The 17,781-nt window shown below is 43.5% G+C and carries 12 protein-coding genes; 7 read left to right on the top strand and 5 right to left on the bottom strand.

The features are described from left to right. Positions 1–17 precede the first annotated feature (17 nt). The 3 genes from rpoN to D464_RS0107610 all read right to left on the bottom strand — a co-directional run bounded on the left by rpoN (position 18) and on the right by D464_RS0107610 (position 4,492). Positions 18–1,532 carry an RNA polymerase factor sigma-54 gene (gene rpoN, locus D464_RS0107620; RefSeq protein WP_018910878.1) on the bottom strand — a complete coding sequence of 505 codons (1,515 nt, stop codon included), beginning with the start codon at positions 1,530–1,532 and terminating at the stop codon, positions 18–20. Positions 1,533–1,580: 48 nt separating this feature from the next. Beyond that, positions 1,581–2,228, bottom strand: a complete 648-nt coding sequence (locus tag D464_RS0107615) for a hypothetical protein (protein WP_018910877.1) — start codon at positions 2,226–2,228, stop codon at positions 1,581–1,583. 89 nt (positions 2,229–2,317) lie between these two features. Further along, positions 2,318–4,492 (bottom strand): TonB-dependent receptor domain-containing protein, encoded by a 2,175-nt coding sequence (locus tag D464_RS0107610; protein WP_018910876.1) that lies wholly within the window; start codon positions 4,490–4,492, stop codon positions 2,318–2,320. A gap of 462 nt (positions 4,493–4,954) precedes the next feature. Between D464_RS0107610 and D464_RS0107605 the strand changes: the two genes are divergently transcribed. The 6 genes from D464_RS0107605 to D464_RS0107580 all read left to right on the top strand — a co-directional run bounded on the left by D464_RS0107605 (position 4,955) and on the right by D464_RS0107580 (position 13,517). Beyond that, entirely contained in the window at positions 4,955–7,867 is a 2,913-nt protein-coding gene (locus tag D464_RS0107605) for a leucine--tRNA ligase (protein ID WP_018910875.1), read from the top strand. A gap of 69 nt (positions 7,868–7,936) precedes the next feature. Further along, positions 7,937–8,923, top strand: a complete 987-nt coding sequence (locus D464_RS0107600) for a YitT family protein (protein WP_018910874.1) — start codon at positions 7,937–7,939, stop codon at positions 8,921–8,923. A 13-nt stretch (positions 8,924–8,936) separates the two neighbouring features. After that, positions 8,937–9,518 (top strand): non-canonical purine NTP diphosphatase, encoded by a 582-nt coding sequence (locus D464_RS0107595; protein ID WP_004383062.1) that lies wholly within the window; start codon positions 8,937–8,939, stop codon positions 9,516–9,518. Between the two features lie 13 nt (positions 9,519–9,531). Continuing rightward, positions 9,532–10,425, top strand: a complete 894-nt coding sequence (locus tag D464_RS0107590) for a glycosyltransferase family 2 protein (protein WP_018910873.1) — start codon at positions 9,532–9,534, stop codon at positions 10,423–10,425. 24 nt (positions 10,426–10,449) lie between these two features. After that, a complete protein-coding gene (gene porZ / locus D464_RS0107585; RefSeq protein WP_018910872.1) occupies positions 10,450–12,468 on the top strand; it encodes a type IX secretion system anionic LPS delivery protein PorZ in 2,019 nt (672 codons plus the stop codon). Positions 12,469–12,542: 74 nt separating this feature from the next. Then, the gene (locus D464_RS0107580) at positions 12,543–13,517 is read left to right on the top strand and encodes an acyltransferase family protein (protein ID WP_018910871.1); all 975 of its coding nucleotides are present in this window, start codon (positions 12,543–12,545) and stop codon (positions 13,515–13,517) included. Positions 13,518–13,737: 220 nt separating this feature from the next. Here D464_RS0107580 and D464_RS0107575 read toward each other — a convergent pair whose 3' ends face one another. Beyond that, positions 13,738–15,738, bottom strand: a complete 2,001-nt coding sequence (locus tag D464_RS0107575) for an Ig-like domain-containing domain (RefSeq protein ID WP_018910870.1) — start codon at positions 15,736–15,738, stop codon at positions 13,738–13,740. Between the two features lie 79 nt (positions 15,739–15,817). Next, positions 15,818–17,329: a GH3 auxin-responsive promoter family protein gene (locus tag D464_RS0107570; RefSeq protein WP_018910869.1), complete on the bottom strand. Its 1,512-nt coding sequence runs from the start codon at positions 17,327–17,329 to the stop codon at positions 15,818–15,820. A gap of 308 nt (positions 17,330–17,637) precedes the next feature. Here D464_RS0107570 and D464_RS13730 point away from each other — a divergent pair, with 308 nt between their 5' ends. Continuing rightward, positions 17,638–17,781, top strand: coding sequence for a hypothetical protein (locus tag D464_RS13730; RefSeq protein ID WP_018910868.1), 144 nt, complete (start codon positions 17,638–17,640; stop codon positions 17,779–17,781).

Raw genomic sequence — 17,781 nt, 5'->3', positions numbered from 1 at the left:
TTCTAATACCTTTACAATCATTCTTTTCTAAGCCTTGCAACCGGTAAGCCCAGTTGTTCTCGATACTTAGCAACAGTGCGCCGAGCAATCGGGAAGCCCTTTTCCTTTAGTTGTTTTGCCAATGCATCATCGCTAAGAGGCTTACTCTTATCCTCTTCCTTGATTAGATCTCGCAGTGCTATCTTAATCTTCCGAGTAGACATTTCCTCGCCATCAGTGGTTGTGTAGCTATCAGAAAAGAAGAACCTAAGTGGGAAAGTGCCCCACTTTGTTTGCGCATACTTGATGTTGCTCACTCGAGAAATCGTCGAGATATCCAGTCCGGTGCGGTCAGCTATATCCTTAAGAATCATTGGCTTCAATTCAGCCTCATCCCCGTCTTGGAAGAATTTACGCTGAATATCAATGATGGCACGCATTGTTACTTGTAGAGTATGGCGTCTTTGCTTCACTGCCTCAATGAATCCTTGTGCCTTATCAACCTTCTCTTTGGCATAAAGCAAGGCTTCCTTCTCTTGTCGATTCATACCTGCTTTATTGTTCCGATAGGCTGCCAGCATCTCATTAAAGCTCGGTGAGACGTGTAACTCTGGTAGATTACCATGATTAAGACTAAAGGTAACGGTGCCATCATCCTCTGTTTCGATGATAAAGTCAGGTGTTATCTGTTGTAGGTTACGCCCTTGTGTTTCGCCCATAGACGCTCCCGGCTTTGGATTTAACTTGCGTATCTCCTTTTGCAAGGTCTCCACTTGAAGATCAGAGAGCCCCATTGCAACCTTAATCTTATCCCAATGCTTTTTCGTGAAAGCATCGAAATGGCGTGTGAGAACCTGTTTCACATATTGATATAACTGTCCGTCGCGTTGCCACTCGCCGTTTTCAACCTTTCGCTCTACTTGCAGTAACAAACATTCCTGCAAACTTCTGGCACCGATACCAGCTGGATCAAAGTCCTGCAATAGCTTTAGTACATCCTCAATCTCCTGTGTTGTAGCATCAACACCATGGTAGATTGCAAGTTCATCACTGATGGTGTCTAAGTCTTTCCGCAGTAGTCCATCATCGTCTAAACTACCAATAAGATACTCCAGAATATCCCTTTGCCGTTCAGTTAGCTCCAGTTCGCCCACCTGCTCATTGAGTTTATCGATAAAGGAAGTGGTATCTCCGTAAACAATCTCCTCATAGTCTGCATTGTTGCGTTGCTGTCTTGAATCGTAAGTCGGCAAGTCGTCATCCGATTGCATACGTTCCAAAGCAGAGTCAAGGGCGTCTTGTCGCTCCTCACGTTCCTGTTGTGAGTCGAAATCATCATCCTCTCTCTGTTCTACGGAATCGTTAGTATCAATGCTATCAGACTCCTCTCCACCTGCTTCTAACGCTGGGTTATCATCTAACTCGGCGTTCACAGACTCTTCCAGTTCGGTTAGTGGCATCTCTAAGAGCTTTACTTGCAACATTTGTTGCTGTGAGAGACGCTGCACCTGTTGCTGTTTTTGGGTCTGAATCTGTACTTGTTCTTGTGCCATTACTATACCTGAATTACGCTACAAAAGTACTAAAAAAAAGCATGAAAATCACTGGAAGTAATCTTTTAATTGTGCAGCAAGGGCAGAAAGTCTATCTGGGTTATCATTACCATATCGGTCCCATATATCCTGACAAGGCAATAACAGGGGCGTAATCATTAGTTCTTCGCGATTGAGATAAGGGTCACAAACCTGAAAGGCATCCATTACCTCCACCACTGAATGGGCTTTTATCTTCATCAACTTAGCCATTTCGCGTATCTCGGGAGTCTCTTCTACCATCGTGATAGGCGTCAGTCGGAAGTAAAGATCTAATATTATCACGAGCATGAAAGGTCTCAATTCATTATAACCATCTATTGGAAGGAAGTCATGCTCAAATGTTTCCCTTAGTTGCACACCATTATAAAACTCCTTCGCTTTGCCGAATCCCTTCATTGAACGCAGTTTCTTCACATCCTTATTGAGCTTGCGTGTGTTCTCAGCATAGGTTTCCCAGATAAGTTGTAACACTGGAGTGTCACGGTGGCGCAGCTTGAATTGCTGTTCATAGAGGCTCTTTGGCGGTATATGAAGTTCCAAACTAAGCTCTACCAACGCATGGGAATACATTGGCTTCATGCCCTCCGGCTTCTTTAAATACAGCTGGAGGAGGAGTAACCAGTAGTCGTCAGACCATAAGGGATGTGTTGCCATATATAAAAAGGAGTATCTTTGTTTTTCGCAAAGATACTCCTTTTTATATTAATAAGCAAATTTTTGCTCACTTCTGATAGCCCTCTTTATTACTTCATACCGCCCACTAAGTCATCATTCTTTATACTCCTATCAACTTTCTTCACGTTTGCACGCAGCTTTCCGAATTTCCATGAGAGGCTAATACCGAACTCTCTTGGCTTACCCCAAGACTTCTCTTGTCCTATAAAGTCGCCTTTTACGGTACGCGTGTTATACTCCTGTCGTTTCGTGAAAGGCATTTTGCTATAAAGTGTAAGGGTGAGTTTATCTTTGAGGAAACGTCTGGTAAGATAGAACATATAGTTGTTCCAGCGTTCCCCATATAGGTAAGGCGTATATACAGGACGCCCGAATTGCACATCAAGGTTCATCTCGAAAGTCAATTTCCATGGTAACTTCTGTTCCACATTGAAGTATATATCCCCCCAACACCCTCTGTTCTGTATCGAAGGAGAGGGGATGCTGATCCGTGAATAATTAACCGAACCATTCAAACTAAGGCTCGTTCCTGTGAAAGGTTGCCATTGCGTGTAAGAAGAGAAACCCAGACTTCTCTTCTTCATAACGTTATCGTATGTTGCAACAATATCCTGTCCGTCTGTGTAACGGGTTCCTATTATGGCGTTATTAGTGAAGGAGTAATAAGGAGTGAAGCTCCATGTCAGTTTCGGAATGATTAATGTATAGGTCATTTGGAGCTTCTGGTTATGACTACTTCCTAAGTCAGCATTACCATAAGATACATAGTTTGGTGTGCGAACAACAGCCGGATTAAGATACTTGATACCGGGTCTATTGATGCTTGTACTATAACTGAACTTTAGCGTTTGGGCGTCTGTTATCTTGTATTGAACGCTTGCGGAGGGCACCCAGTCATGGAGATTGGCATGGAAACCCGTACCGCTTCCATCGGGAAAGTCGGCTTTCATATAGCTATACTCATATCTCAAGCCAGCCCGAGCAGACCAATTACCAGCCGTAAAGAGGTAAGACAGATAGGCAGCAGCCACCTGTGTGTTATGCTTAAACTCCTTGTCTTCGTTCGGCATAGAGCCTGTGTAATCTGTACGTGTGTGACTGTTATTGTTACGAAAGATGTATTTTAGACCGCTTTCCAGCTTATGCTGTTTACCAAAGGGGCGCACGTAATCTAATTGGAAGGTGTGTTCAGTGAATCGCTCACGCGAGTGTAAGTCACAAGCAGTGTAGTTGAAAGGTGCATTCACAAGGTTACTTAACTCTATACGAGTAGTCCTTCGATGGCGTGTAGCAGCCAACATGTAAGACAGTGTGAGCACTTCTCCATCCAAATGAGTCTTGTGCTGATAGTCTAACCGCCCTCCGATGTTGAAATAAGAGTAGTGAGGTATCGCTGTGGATTCGTCATATTGATAGAGAAGATGGTTGTTCTTGTCCCATCGTTCATAGTTCGATATAACCGTATTGCCCACCTTATAACCGAAAAGAGAGGCCGATGCAGTCAAGAGATTCAGTGAGTCAAGCTCATAACTGGCACTGACGTTACCGATATGAATGTTCCCACTCGTGGCGTGGTGACTCTTTTCAAGAGATTTCTCACCCGTCTTGAGGTATGTAAACGAGCTTTCTACCTCTCTTTCCGTTTGCTTCCCTGCCTGATAATATTCCATGTAGTTAATGGTAGTAGTGAGCTTTCCCACCTGCGTAGTGAGCGTTGTTCCAAGTCCAACAGAGCCGTATGAACTTACATTTGTTTGTATATTGCCTGATAATCCTTGCATGCGTACGTTACTCATCATTACGATGTTGAGTATAGTTGACGTCCCTTCGGCATCATACTTAGCACCGGGATCGGTGATAACCTCAATCCTCTTGATGGTAGAAGCAGGCATTGCTTTCAGTATCTCTTTGAGACTTTGCCCTGCAAAAGCAGGGTCGGGGTGCCCGTTCTTATATACTTTGAAGTTCGTAGAACCTTGTACTTTGATATTGTCCTGACCGTCAACAGTGACGAAAGGAACCTTTTTCAGCACCTCTAACGTGTTCTTCGTTTGTGCCGTCACATCGTCTTTCACGTTGTAAGTCAGCTTGTCAATATCATTCTTAATCAGCTGTTTTTGATGCGTCACAACGACTTCTTTCAACTTTTGCGTCTTCGTAGTGTCGCTCTTAGTGGCTTCTTGTGCCGATAAAGAGGTTGTCAGGAAGAGGATTATTGATAGCAAGGTAACGTTTCTTCTCATAATGGTATCCTTTCCAAGATATAGTTAATAATCGGAGACAAAGATATGTTTTTTCTTTCAACTTGTCAATAGTTACTACTTGTTTTTTACGTTTTTTAATATAAAGAAGAAGCCTCACCCCCGTCCACAACCAGCCTCACCCCCGTCCCCTCTCCGAATGGAGAGGGGCGTGAATAGTGTTGTTTGCAAATGAAGGGGGCGTTTCTTCGATGTGAAGAGACGCCTTCTTTGTTTTGAAGAGGGCGTCTCTTCCATGCGAAGAGGGCGTTTCCTTGATGTGAAGAGACGTCCTTTTTGTTTGTAAATAACGCTATTCACTCCCCTCTCCATTCGGAGAGGGGTTGGGGGTGAGGCTTTTTTAGTGTTTTAATCGTTGGTCGTTAAGCGAATTAAAGACTGGTAAATAGCATTAGTATCGAATACTTTTTGTAAATTTGCACATTAGTTATAACAAGTGAAAGAATGGAATACAACTTCAGAGACATTGAGCAGAAATGGCAACAGAAGTGGGTTGATTTGAAGACTTACAAGGTTGTTGAAGATAAGAATAAACAGAAGTTCTACGTGCTAAACATGTTCCCTTATCCATCCGGGGCAGGCTTACATGTGGGGCACCCGTTGGGTTATATAGCCAGTGATATATATGCTCGTTATAAGAGACTCAAGGGTTTTAACGTCTTAAACCCTATGGGTTACGATGCTTATGGGCTCCCCGCAGAGCAGTATGCCATACAGACTGGACAGCACCCAGAGGTTACTACGAAGAAAAACATAGCCCGTTACCGTGAGCAACTGGATAAGATTGGTTTCTCATTCGACTGGGATCGAGAGGTAAGAACGTGTGATCCGCATTACTACCATTGGACGCAATGGGCTTTCGAGCAGATGTTTAACTCCTATTACGACAATCGTTTACAGAAGGCGCAGCCTATTTCTCAACTTGTAAAGCACTTTGAAGAGGAGGGAACTCTCAATCTCGACGTGGCTCAAAGTGAGGAGTTTGTATTCTCAGCACGCGATTGGATGAGCATGGATGAGCGTGAGCAACAGGAGAAGTTGATGAACTATCGCATTGCTTACTTGGGTGAGACGATGGTGAATTGGTGCCCCGGTTTAGGTACAGTGTTGGCGAATGACGAGGTAGTCAATGGTGTTAGCGAGCGTGGCGGATACCCCGTTGTGCAAAAGCTGATGAAGCAGTGGTGCCTAAGAGTGTCTGCATACGCCCAGAGACTATTGGAGGGTTTAGAGAAGATAAACTGGTCTGATTCTATTAAAGAGACCCAGAAGAACTGGATTGGACGCTCGGAAGGAACAGAGGTGGAGTTTAAGTATGTTACTCCAAATGGTTCTGAAGGACAGAAAGAAGGAAAGTTTACCATCTTCACAACGCGTGCTGATACGATGTTTGGCGTCACTTTCATGGTACTTGCACCAGAGTCTGAACTCGTAACAGAGCTTACCTCGGATGCACAGAAAGCAGAGGTGGAGGATTATTTAGCTTATGTAAAGAAGCGAACAGAGCTTGAACGCATGTCAGACCGTAAGGTGACGGGTGTGTTCACAGGCTCTTTTGGCATTAACCCATTCACTGGTGAGCAGCTTCCTATATATGTGTCTGAATACGTATTAGCGGGTTATGGCACTGGAGCAATTATGGCTGTGCCTGCTCATGACAGCCGTGATTATGCCTTCGCAAAGTACTTTAACTTGCCAATCGTACCTCTGATTGAGGGTGCGGACGTGTCGGAAGAGAGCTTCGATGCGAAAGAAGGAATCGTTATTAACTCCCCTGCGGAAGGTAAGGAGGCAGCTTTGGAGGGTTTCTCACTCAATGGACTCACGGTGAAAGAGGCTATCGCAAAGACGAAGAAGTTTGTTAGTGAGAGAGGAATCGGACGTGTGAAGGTGAATTACCGACTGCGTGATGCCATCTTCTCACGCCAACGCTATTGGGGAGAACCATTCCCTGTCTATTATAAGAAAGGGATGCCTTACATGGTACCAACGGACTGCTTGCCGCTGGAGTTGCCTGAGATAGATAAATATGAGCCTACCGAGAGTGGCGAACCACCATTGGGTCGTGCGAAGATGTGGGCTTGGAACGAGAAAGAAAACAAGGTTGTTGACAAGTCATTAGTAGATGATAAGACCGTATTCCCGCTTGAGTTGAATACAATGCCAGGCTTCGCAGGTAGTTCGGCATACTATCTTCGCTACATGGATCCGCATAATAACGATGCACTTGTGGGTCGCGAGGCTGATGAGTATTGGCAGAATGTGGATTTATATGTGGGTGGTACCGAGCATGCCACAGGTCACTTGATATACAGCCGATTCTGGGATAAGTTCTTATTCGATATTGGTTGCAGTTGTAAAGACGAACCATACGAGAAGTTAGTGAACCAGGGTATGATTCAAGGACGCTCTAACTTTGTTTATCGAATCAATTCCGATGACCACTCAAAGGCTCCTGTCTTTGTTAGCTTAGGGCTTAAAGACAAGTATGAAACTACTCCTATTCATGTCGATGTGAATATTGTTCATGCTGATGTGCTCGATGTTGAGGCTTTCAAGGCATGGCGTCCTGAATATAAAGATGCCGAGTTTATCTTTGAAGATGGTAGTAAGTCGGCTGATAGAACATCGAATGAGAGTGCTGCAGGTAACGCCGTTTACAAGTGTGGTTGGGCGATAGAGAAGATGTCAAAGTCCATGTTCAACGTTGTCAATCCAGATGATATTGTGGAGCAGTATGGCGCTGATACACTTCGTCTCTACGAGATGTTCTTAGGTCCGGTAGAGGCAAGTAAGCCTTGGGATACCAATGGTATTGATGGATGTTTCCGCTTCTTAAAGAAGTTCTGGAAGCTTTATCAGCAGGAACTGAACGATGAGGAGCCATTGAAGGAGTCGTTGAAGAGTGTGCACAAGCTCATCAAGAAGGTGACAGGAGATATTGAGCAGTTCTCTTACAACACTGCTATTTCTGCGTTCATGATATGTGTTAATGAGCTAAGTCAGCAGAAGTGCGCTAACAAGGAGCTGTTGAAAAAGCTGGTAATTGTCATTGCGCCATTCGCACCACACATGGCAGAAGAGTTGTGGGAGCAGTTGGGTGGTGAGACAAAGAGCGTTTGTGATGCCACTTGGCCAGCTTGGGACGAGTCTTACTTGGTGGAGAATGAGGTGCAACTGACAGTTTCTTTCAATGGTAAAGCACGTTTCCAAATGACTTTCCCAGCTGATGCTACAAAGGAAGACATCGAGAAGTGCGCATTAGCAGACGACCGTAGTAAGCATTACATAGATGGTAAAACGATTGTAAAGATCATCGTTGTGCCTCGAAAGATTATCAACATCGTTTGTAAGTAACTAATATTATAACCAGAGAGGATGTGTGTTTACACTGCACGCATCCCCTCTATATACCTTTTAAAACCTATGACTATTAATCAACAGCTCATCCGTTCCGAAGCAAAGGATTATCTCTTTCTTACGTTGGGACTGCTTCTTTATGCCGTAGCCTTTACTATCTTCCTCCTTCCCTATGAGATAGTAACGGGTGGAGTAACGGGTATGTCCGCCATTGTTTACTATGCAACTGGATTCAAGATAGAGAACACTTACATGATAATCAACATCTCCCTGTTGGTTGTCGCACTAAAGATTCTGGGCTTCAAGTTTATGATGAAGACCATATATGCTATCTTCGCGCTCTACTTTATGCTGAAGTTTGCACAAGACCTGATGCCTGTTGATGCTCATGGACACTTCATTAAGGTGCTCGGGGAAGGGCAGGATTTCATGTCATTGATTATTGGTTGTTGTATAACTGGTACTGGTCTTGCCATCGTCTTCTTAAATAATGGAAGTACAGGAGGCACTGATATCATCGCAGCATGCGTCAATAAGTATCGTGATATATCGTTAGGACAAGTGTTGATGGGCGTCGATATATTGATAGTAGGTAGTTGTCTCTTCTTCCCGCAGTTTGGTTCTATGGTCGACCGATTGCATAAGATGGTCTTTGGATACTGCACTATGTTCATCGAATGCTTCATGCTTGACCACGTAATGAACATGAGAAGGGAGTCAGTACAGTTCCTTATCTTCTCATGGAAACATGAGGAAGTAGCCAAAGCTATCGTCGATGAGACGGAGCACGCCCTTACTATACTCGATGGACACGGTTGGTACACAGGCAATGACATGAAGGTTATATGCCTACTAGCGAAGAAGAACGAGAGTAAAACTATCTTCCGTCTTATCAAGATGGTTGACCCTACAGCCTTCGTAAGCCAGAGTTCGGTCATAGGAGTGTATGGCGAAGGCTTTGATCAGATAAAGATTAAGGCAAAGAAGGATAAGAAGAAGCAGATAGAGAAGCTGCAACAAGCTGCTGAGAGTGTGCCTGTAAACAAAGAATAAATGGCTTTTTGAGATGAAAATAGTATTCGCAACGAATAATAAGCATAAGTTAGAAGAGATAAAGGACATCTTAGGTAAGGACTTTGAGATTGTCTCTTTGGCTGAAATAGGCTGTCATGAGGATATTCCAGAGACGGGTTTAACATTGGAGGAGAACGCTCGCCAAAAGTCAACCTACATCGTTGAGCATTACAATCACGATTGTTTTGCGGATGATACGGGGCTTGAAGTGGATGCTCTCAATGGTGAACCCGGTGTACATTCAGCCCGTTATGCTGAGGGAACCGACCACGATAGTGAAGCAAATATGCGTAAGTTACTATCGAAGATGTCGAATGTTAAGGATCGTACAGCACGTTTCCGCACGGTTATCTCATTAATCATTAATGGTGTAGAACATCAATTTGAAGGGCGTGTCGAAGGGCGTATTGCAACCGAGAAACATGGTAAAGAAGGCTTCGGATATGACCCTATTTTCATCCCAGAAGGCTATGACAAGAGCTTTGCAGAGCTTGGCGAAGAGGTGAAGAATCAGATTTCTCACCGTGCAAGAGCTGTTAAGAAGCTCGCAGAATACCTATCCTCATCTTGCTAAAGCATTCATCTACGTGCTATCGATACTTCTTCCTGTTTATAAATGTAGCTGTGTGGCTTTGGTAACAGAGCTGCAACGGCAATGCATGGAGTGTGGTATTGCGTATGAGATTATCGTGGCTGACGACGGGACAATGGTTGATACTAAGAATCAGTACATCGTTGAGCGTAACAAAGTCATTGGTCAATTAGAGGGCGTGCGGTATATTATAAGGCAGGAGAATGTCGGTCGGTCAGCCATCCGCAACTTCCTTTTCTCGCAATCAAAAGGTGATAGTCTCCTCTTCATAGACGGTGATTTATCCCTTGATAACCCCGATTTTATTCGTAGATACACGCAGGCAGAAGGTGATGTGGTCGTTGGTGGTATCAGAATAGGTGGCAATCCAGAACAATGGAAAGGGAATCTTAGATATAAATATGAGTGTGCGTGCGAAGCTAATAACACCCTAGAGAAACGACAAAAACAACCTTTTCAACATCTTGCAACTAATATCCTCATACGAAGAAGTGCATTAGGTGAATGTCCATACGACGAGCGCATTAGTCGTTATGGCTATGAGGACGTGTTGTTGGGGAAGCGTTTTCAACAGCAAGGACTTATTATTAACCACATTGATAACCCCGTTCTGTTCTGTAACTTTGAGTCTAATGAGGCATACATAAGCAAGACCGAGGAGGCATTACACACTCTCCTCCAATTCAGAAAGGACTTAATCAACTTCTCTTCACTGCTCAAGATGGTTGAAAGAATCCATCATTTCCACCTCGCAAAGCTCCTCTTTTTGGCTTCCAAGTTACTTCATAAGCCCTTAAAACATCGTTTAGAAAGCAATAAACCAAGTGTCTTTCTGTTTAATGTATATAAGCTCATGTATTATATAAACCTTGAGCAGCAAGCAAGATAATATTCATTTCGACAAGAACCCACTATGACAATAAAACGAATTATCCTATCTTTTATCATTCTTATATCCTCTCTCTCTGCCATTGCAGGAGGTATTGGGACATGGAAGTCTTACCTTTCTTATGCCAACATACAATGGGTTGAGCAAGGAGGCAATCGGTTATATGTACTTGCATCTAATGCCCTTTACACTTATAATAAGGCTGATCAAAGTATTCAAACATACGATAAACAGAACGGATTAAGCTCTATTGACATCCGATTCATTGGTTGGAATGAAGTCGCCAAGCGCCTTGTTATTGTCTACGAAGACAATAATATTGATCTAATGGACGCTAAGGGGAACGTTACGAACGTACCCGACTATTACTTAAAGGCTTTGACTGCCGACAAGACTGTCTATGGTATTGATATGAATGGGGCTTATTGCTATCTCTCAACAGGCTTCGGACTTGTCAAACTGAATGTTGCTAAGGCAGAAATAAGCGACAGTTACAACCTCTCCTTTCCGGTTAATTACAGTTATCTGGATGGTTCTTACATCTATGCTGCAAGCCAGTCTAATGGGCTATATCGTGCTCCGTTAACGGCAAACTTGCTCGATAAGAACAACTGGGCACAGGTTGGTAGCTATGTGGCAAGACCGAAGACGATGAATGCAAACCTCCTTAATCAAGCGAAGACATTGAGTCCTGGAGGTCCAAAGTATAATGGTTTTGCCTATATCCAATACCTTAATAACCGCTTATATACCGTTCCTGGTATGTTTAAATCAGGTTATGGAGATTCTAATACACCAGGTGCTGTGCAGATTCTACACGATGGTGAGTGGACGAATTATCAAGAGAATCTATCGTTAAAGACGGGCTATGAGTATCTAGATAACAATGTTCTTGTAGTCGATCCACACAATGCTAACCATGTATTTGTTGGTGGAAGGACAGGCTTATACGAGTTCCTTGATGGACAGTTAAAGGCTTATTACAACAAAGACAACAGTTTGTTGCAAGGCGCAATGGACCGAGGACGAGAGTTAGGAAACAACTATGTGCTTATTAATGGGCTCTGTTTCGATAATAAAGGCAACCTTTGGATATTGAACAGTCAAACCTCCAGAGAGAATCTCTTGCGTCTTTCGGCTGATGGACAGATGACTTCTTTCAGTAAGCCAACCCTTATGAAGGATGGAGTAGGGGGCTCAGTCCTAACAAGTATGGTCTTCGATAACCGCAACAACTTATGGTTCTGTAACGATCACTGGGGCTATCCTGCTTTGTTCTGTTACCAACCAGCAACCGACAAGTTGCTTTCTTTCACTCGATTTGTCAATCAGGATGGTTCGAACTTAGACTTAGTACCCCATAGCGTGACGCCTTTGTCGAATGGAGATGTGTGGGTTACCACTACAATAGGACCACTTCTCTTGTCTCGTTCGGCTATTGATAACCCTGAAACAGCCGTCTTTACACAGGTGAAAGTACCTCGTAACGATGGTACCAACCTTGCCGATTACCTTCTGTCAGGCATTGATGTCACCTGTATGGCTATTGATGGAGGAGGCAGAAAATGGTTTGGAACAAAGTCAAATGGTGTCTATCTCATTAGTGCCGATAATATGACACAGGTGAAGCATATCCTCTCTTCAAATAGTCCGCTCCTATCGGATAATATCCTTTCTATCGCTATCAACAACGCAACAGGCGAAGTATTCTTCGGTACGGACAAGGGTTTATGCTCTTACATGAGCGATGCGACGACACCATCCGACCGACCGAGTAAGGACAATACATACGCTTATCCGAATCCAGTTAAGCCTGGTTATACAGGACCAATCACCATTGTTGGACTCTCAATGAACGCTGATGTGAAGATTGTCACTACAAATGGTGTACTCGTTGCAGCAGGTACTAGCAATGGTGGTAGCTTTGTTTGGGATGGCAAGGACAAGTTCGGCAAACCCGTTGCATCAGGTGTTTACATGGTTGAAAGTGCTGATGAAGACGGCAACAATGGCGTTGTTTGTAAGGTTGCGATTGTTAGATAGAACTGAAATATTGATGATTTCATAATAATCTTACTATAAGGGACACCTATAAGGGAGGGTTGTCAATAGAGCAAATGATGGTAGAGAGGGAACATTGGATAGACATGCTGCGTGGTTTCTGTATGTTGGCAATATTGTTGGATCATACTGAAATCTATTATACAGGAGGTAACCTTATTCCTTATGATTGGTATGTTTCGAATGTTCTAATCGTCTTTTTCTTTCTGTCGGGATACCTCATGTACAAACAGCAAGGCTTTTCTTTGAAGCATAAGCTGACTTCGATAGGGCGCAGTCTACTTCTTCCTTATTTTCTCTTTACCATAGTTTTGGCACTTCCGAAAGCCTTTGTACATGGTCATAGTATAGACTGGGAGAGTTTATTATTGCCTATCTTGACTGGTAGAGCCTCTTGGTTTATAGCTGCCTTGATAGTTTCTGAAGTTGTTTTTAGCCTTTTCTTGTGGATAACTCGTGGAAAAGTTATACCCTTATTCATTCTCTCCTTTTGTGCTTTTGTTGGTTCGGTATTTTTAACGAAACAATCCACTGATTATCCTTGGTGTATCAACAATGCCCTGCAAGCAGTCCTTTTCCTTTATATCGGATGGTTTTATCATTATCGAAAAGAAGTTTTCAACCGTATCAACACACCATTATATACGTCATTTCTCTTTATATTTCTTATAGTAATAAAAGGTTATGCAACGTGCAAAGGGGTGCATACGATGATATACCCAATAGGTATAGACTCTTATTTCCTATTCTTTCTTGATATGTTGACGAGCGTCTTCTTACTCGTTAATGTTTGTAAGCAACTGTCAAGGTGTAAGCCATTAGAGTGGGTTGGAGCGCATAGTATTGTTTATTATTTCGTCTGTGGAGGTGTTCCCCTTTGCTTATCTTTAGCACTTCAGAAGGTGGGTTTAGGCTATCATGGGGCTTATTATAGTGTACTGATAGCCTATGCTCTGGTCTGCATAGTGGCAAGCTGTATTGTAGCAATCGTCTATCGCTACTTGCCATTTATGCTTGGAAAGTTTCATTAAGTCCTTTCTTTACCTTGTATGAGGCTATAACTGTTATAGACGTATAAACTCACTACAAATAAAGAGACGCCCTTTTGAGGGCAAAGAGAGCCTCTCTTTGATGTGAAGAAAGCCTCTCTTCAAATTGAAGAAAGGCTCTCTTTGTTTTTTAAAGCTGGTTTTCTCTTATGTTCCTAACAATTAGAAAGGGTATAGATGAGGTTTAGGATTGGGTGAAAGTCTACTTGTGAGGCTCAGATTTCTTATCCTTAACCTTCTTAATCTTTACCTTCCCTTGTAGTATATCTTCGCTTGGGAGGTCTATACCGAGGCTGCGGGCACGCTCCAGATTGCGACTCCTTGCCTTACGCTGCGTATCTGCCTTCTGCTTAGTAATTGCTCCAGGCTTCTGTTGATAGAGCGGTAGAAGGCGTGGATTCCACGTTCCTTGCACATCACGTTTCGCTTTGCACTCTATGGATTTAGGGTAGTAATACACCGCTTCAGGCTCTCGCTGCGTTGCATAATCACCTCCGTCCCACTTGCCGTTATCGTTATCATCAACAATGAGACGCATGTAGTACGTGCCAGGCTTTATGTAGTAGAAGGTCGCCTTATCGTCTTTTGCGGTTGTTTCCCTTACTGGTTTATCGCTTTCGTTGAGCAGTTGTACGAGGCAGTTCTTGCCCTTCATACCCTCAAGAGACATCACTAAGGTGCCATACTCATCAACGGAAGGGATGCGAATACCCTGTTTGTACTTCTTAGAAACCCTCCCGTAGATATCCGTGAAGGCTGCCGAATCAAGCTCCAAGCTGTATTCTTTGCCTGGATCCCACGCACTGACGAGTTGTAACTGACGTTGTTTTCCGGGTTCAGTACCCAACTGGTACTTCGCTCGATACCATGAGCTGTCCACCTTCTCATAGAGTTGTATCTTGGAAGTATCGATCTTCTCTATCGGAGTAGCAATCTCGAAGGATAGATTCTGGTCTGGATTCATCTGCGACGGGACGTTATATTTCACATCAAGGGGCTTTGCTGGCATTGCTGTCTCATACGCTTTCCCACGTTCCTTAGCCTTATCTTGCTTCTTTTTCCACTTGTCGTATTCCTCTTGTTGGCTCTTCATGCGCTTTGCATAAGGTGTTTTTGCAAGTAGCTCAAGCGTCTCGGTCTGTGGAACAAGCCTCCCCGTGCTGTCCGTCATATTGTAAGTCATCTTCATACGCAGGGTGTCTTGATTGATAAGAGCAGAGTCACGAAGCCAATAAGTAATGGTATCTTGGTTCATACTTGGCTCTTCCAAGAAGGCATCCTTAGCGTTGAAATTCAGTGGAGTAAGCTGTGGTAGGCTCGCATCTCCATAGCTAAAGAAGAGCGTGAAATGGTCTGCATCCTTTCGTTCTGACTTTATGAAGTATCGATCCGTTTGTACTGCTGTAAAGGCAGAGAGCGTTATGTCATCTGGAAGAAAGTGGGTGTAAGGCACCTGCTTAATGTCTTTGATGTGCAAAGAGTCCGTCCACAGCGTGTCTTGTCGTATGTCCGGCTTCCACGAAGGCATGATAACTTCGGGCGTGAAAGCAATCTCTTCGCTCTTTTGATCATACTTGTAATTGCCGTCCGCATCCTTTAGAGCATAGATGCGATAGTCTCCTTTAGCAACACCACGTATCACAAAGTGCCCCCGACTATCGGTTCTTGAGACGCGCAACATCGGTAGTTTCTGGAAAGCAGTGTCACTTTGATTGCTGTAAAGACCAACAAGTATGCCCTTGATAGGCTCCAGATTCTCTGCTTCCAACACATATCCAGACACTTCGAGAGTATCAATATGATCGCCAGTAGAGAAGCTGTAAGTGTAATTACCTAATGGATTGCCTTCGTTGTTATCGGAGATTGCATCCGAGAAGTCGATAGTGTAGGTTGTATTTGGCTGTAGTTTGTCTTGCAAAGCGACGGAGATATGCTTGCCTTGAGCCTTTATCTCTGGTGCTTCTAGCTGTGGCGGAGACACAACAACCTTCTCTGATGCGTTCTCTAACTTGATGAACTCATCGAAAAAGATGTTCACTTTCTTACTGTTTACATCGGTTGCTCGATCAGAGGGAGAGGCTCCCACGACCTTAGGAGGCGTCTCATCAAACCATCCGCCATCGGGTTGTCCCATCTTAGCACACGACACTAACGATAGGAGAAGGAGGGTTATAAGACTATATGCGAGTGTTATTTTCTTCATATCTTATTGAACTTTTGTAGTCGATGAGGGGCTTATGTCGAGCATTCCATGAGGGTATTTACAATCAAGAAGAGCGTATTTACTGGTTCATTGTCAGTAATTCTTCAAGATTGGAACGGCTGTTTGACAAGCGAGGAATCTTGTGTTGACCACCGAGTTTACCCTTTGTTTTCAGCCAATCATTGAAGAGGTTCTTACGAGCAACAATGATTTCGAGGGGCTGAAGGGTCACATTATGATAGCGTTTAGCCTCATAATCAGAGTTGATCTCTTGTAGTTTGTTATCAAGGATAGTGGCAAACTCTGCAATAGACGTTGGCTCTTTAGCAAACTCAATGAGCCATTGGTGTCGACACTTAGCCTTTGCATCCATATAAATAGGTGCTGCGGTATAGTCTAATATTTGCGCTCCTGTAGCCTTACAAGCGGCATCGAGTCCCTTTTCTGCATTGTCCATGATGAGTTCCTCACCAAAGGCATTGATGAAATACTTGGTTCTTCCAGTGATAATAAACTTATAAGGACGGGTGGAGGTAAACTGTACTGTGTCGCCAATCTCATATCTCCAAAGACCGCAGGAGGTGCTAATAAGCATGGCATAGTTGCGTCCTACCTCTACACCAGATAGTGGAACGATGTTCGGATGATCGTTTCCAAACTCGTCCATAGGCAAGAACTCGTAGAATACTCCATAATCAAGCATGAGCGACATACTGCTATCTGAAGGGTCATCCTGTATTCCGAAGAATCCTTCCGAGGCGTTATATGTCTCCATATAGTTCATTCCCTGTTTTGTTATAAGCTGTTCGTATTGTTCACGATAGGGTGTGAAAGCAATGCCACCATGGAAGAATACCTCTAAATTAGGCCATACTTCTTCAAGATGTTGTTTACCACTTAGCTCCATAACACGCACTAGTACGGATAGCATCCATGATGGTACTCCAGAAATATTAGTGATGTTTTGCGTAAGAGTCTCCCGTGCTATTCGATCGCGTTTCACCTCGAAGTCGCTCAATAGAGCAGTCTCTTTCTTTGGTACACGCACAAAGTTAGCGAGTGGATTGATATTCTCTATGAGTATTGCACTTAGGTCTCCAACAAGTGAGTTGTGCAAGTTGTAATTGGGAGAATGACTACCACCAAGGATCAAACCTTTACCATTGAAGAGCTTACTCTCTGGGTGATTACTAAGGTAATAAGCGATTACATCCTTACCACCTTGGTAATGAATGGTTTGCAGTCCTTCGTGAGTTATGGGTATAAACTTGCTCTTGTCGTTTGTAGTTCCTGATGACTTAGCATACCATCTAACCACTCCTGGCCACAGAATATCACGTTCTCCATGACGCATTCTATCGATGTCTTCCTTCAGTTCTTCATAGGTATTGACGGGCACGTTATGCGCGAAATCATCATAAGAAGTGATGGTTGAGAACAGATGTTTGCGTCCGTATTCTGTATCTTTAGCCCGTTCTATAAGGTATTCCATAACCTCCTGCTGTATAGCTTCACCATCAGTTGTATAGCGTTCTAGCTCCTTACGGCGTGGTTGGAAGTATAGTTTGTTTACTAAACTAGTAAGACTCATTCAAATTTCATTGCTTGATTAAATTGCAAAAGTACGCCAAAAATGCTAGATGTTAAGGCTTTTCTATCTTTTTAACATTGCTATAAGCAGTCAAAACAATGGTTTATTTGTGGTTTCCATGGCATGCTTACACCTCCTCCCAGCCTCCCCTAAGGGGAGGAGTGCCTAATGGAAAGCCTCCCCAAGTCCCTCCAAAAAAGGGGATGTAAAGCTCTACTCAATCTCTCAAGTAGGGGAGGAACTCCTAACGGGATAGTGTGCTGTAAAGAAGGAAAGGCTCTCCTCTATTTGAAGAGAGCCTTTCCTTGATGCGAAGAGAGGCTTCTTTTGATGCAAAGAAACGCCCTCTTCAAATTGAAAAGGGCGTCTCTTTGGTTGTCGCTCTTTTGTCTATTGCTTACGAGGTAGTGCCTCGTTATACTGGTACTGTTATCTGTTTCTATGTTCCATAG

The sequence above is a fragment of the Prevotella veroralis DSM 19559 = JCM 6290 genome, from assembly GCF_000377625.1.
In the GTDB taxonomy this organism is placed as follows: Bacteria; Bacteroidota; Bacteroidia; order Bacteroidales; family Bacteroidaceae; genus Prevotella; species Prevotella veroralis.
This window is presented reverse-complemented; position numbering and strand designations above follow the sequence as displayed.

Coding starts and splice junctions, on each gene's coding strand:
- D464_RS0107600 (WP_018910874.1), top strand. CDS start 7,937: ATGACTATTAATCAACAGCTCATCCGTTCCGAAGCAAAGGATTATCTC.
- D464_RS0107595 (WP_004383062.1), top strand. CDS start 8,937: ATGAAAATAGTATTCGCAACGAATAATAAGCATAAGTTAGAAGAGATA.
- porZ (WP_018910872.1), top strand. CDS start 10,450: ATGACAATAAAACGAATTATCCTATCTTTTATCATTCTTATATCCTCT.
- D464_RS13730 (WP_018910868.1), top strand. CDS start 17,638: ATGCGAAGAGAGGCTTCTTTTGATGCAAAGAAACGCCCTCTTCAAATT.
- D464_RS0107580 (WP_018910871.1), top strand. CDS start 12,543: ATGATGGTAGAGAGGGAACATTGGATAGACATGCTGCGTGGTTTCTGT.
- D464_RS0107570 (WP_018910869.1), bottom strand. CDS start 17,329: ATGAGTCTTACTAGTTTAGTAAACAAACTATACTTCCAACCACGCCGT.
- rpoN (WP_018910878.1), bottom strand. CDS start 1,532: ATGGCACAAGAACAAGTACAGATTCAGACCCAAAAACAGCAACAGGTG.
- D464_RS0107615 (WP_018910877.1), bottom strand. CDS start 2,228: ATGGCAACACATCCCTTATGGTCTGACGACTACTGGTTACTCCTCCTC.
- D464_RS0107605 (WP_018910875.1), top strand. CDS start 4,955: ATGGAATACAACTTCAGAGACATTGAGCAGAAATGGCAACAGAAGTGG.
- D464_RS0107610 (WP_018910876.1), bottom strand. CDS start 4,492: ATGAGAAGAAACGTTACCTTGCTATCAATAATCCTCTTCCTGACAACC.
- D464_RS0107575 (WP_018910870.1), bottom strand. CDS start 15,738: ATGAAGAAAATAACACTCGCATATAGTCTTATAACCCTCCTTCTCCTA.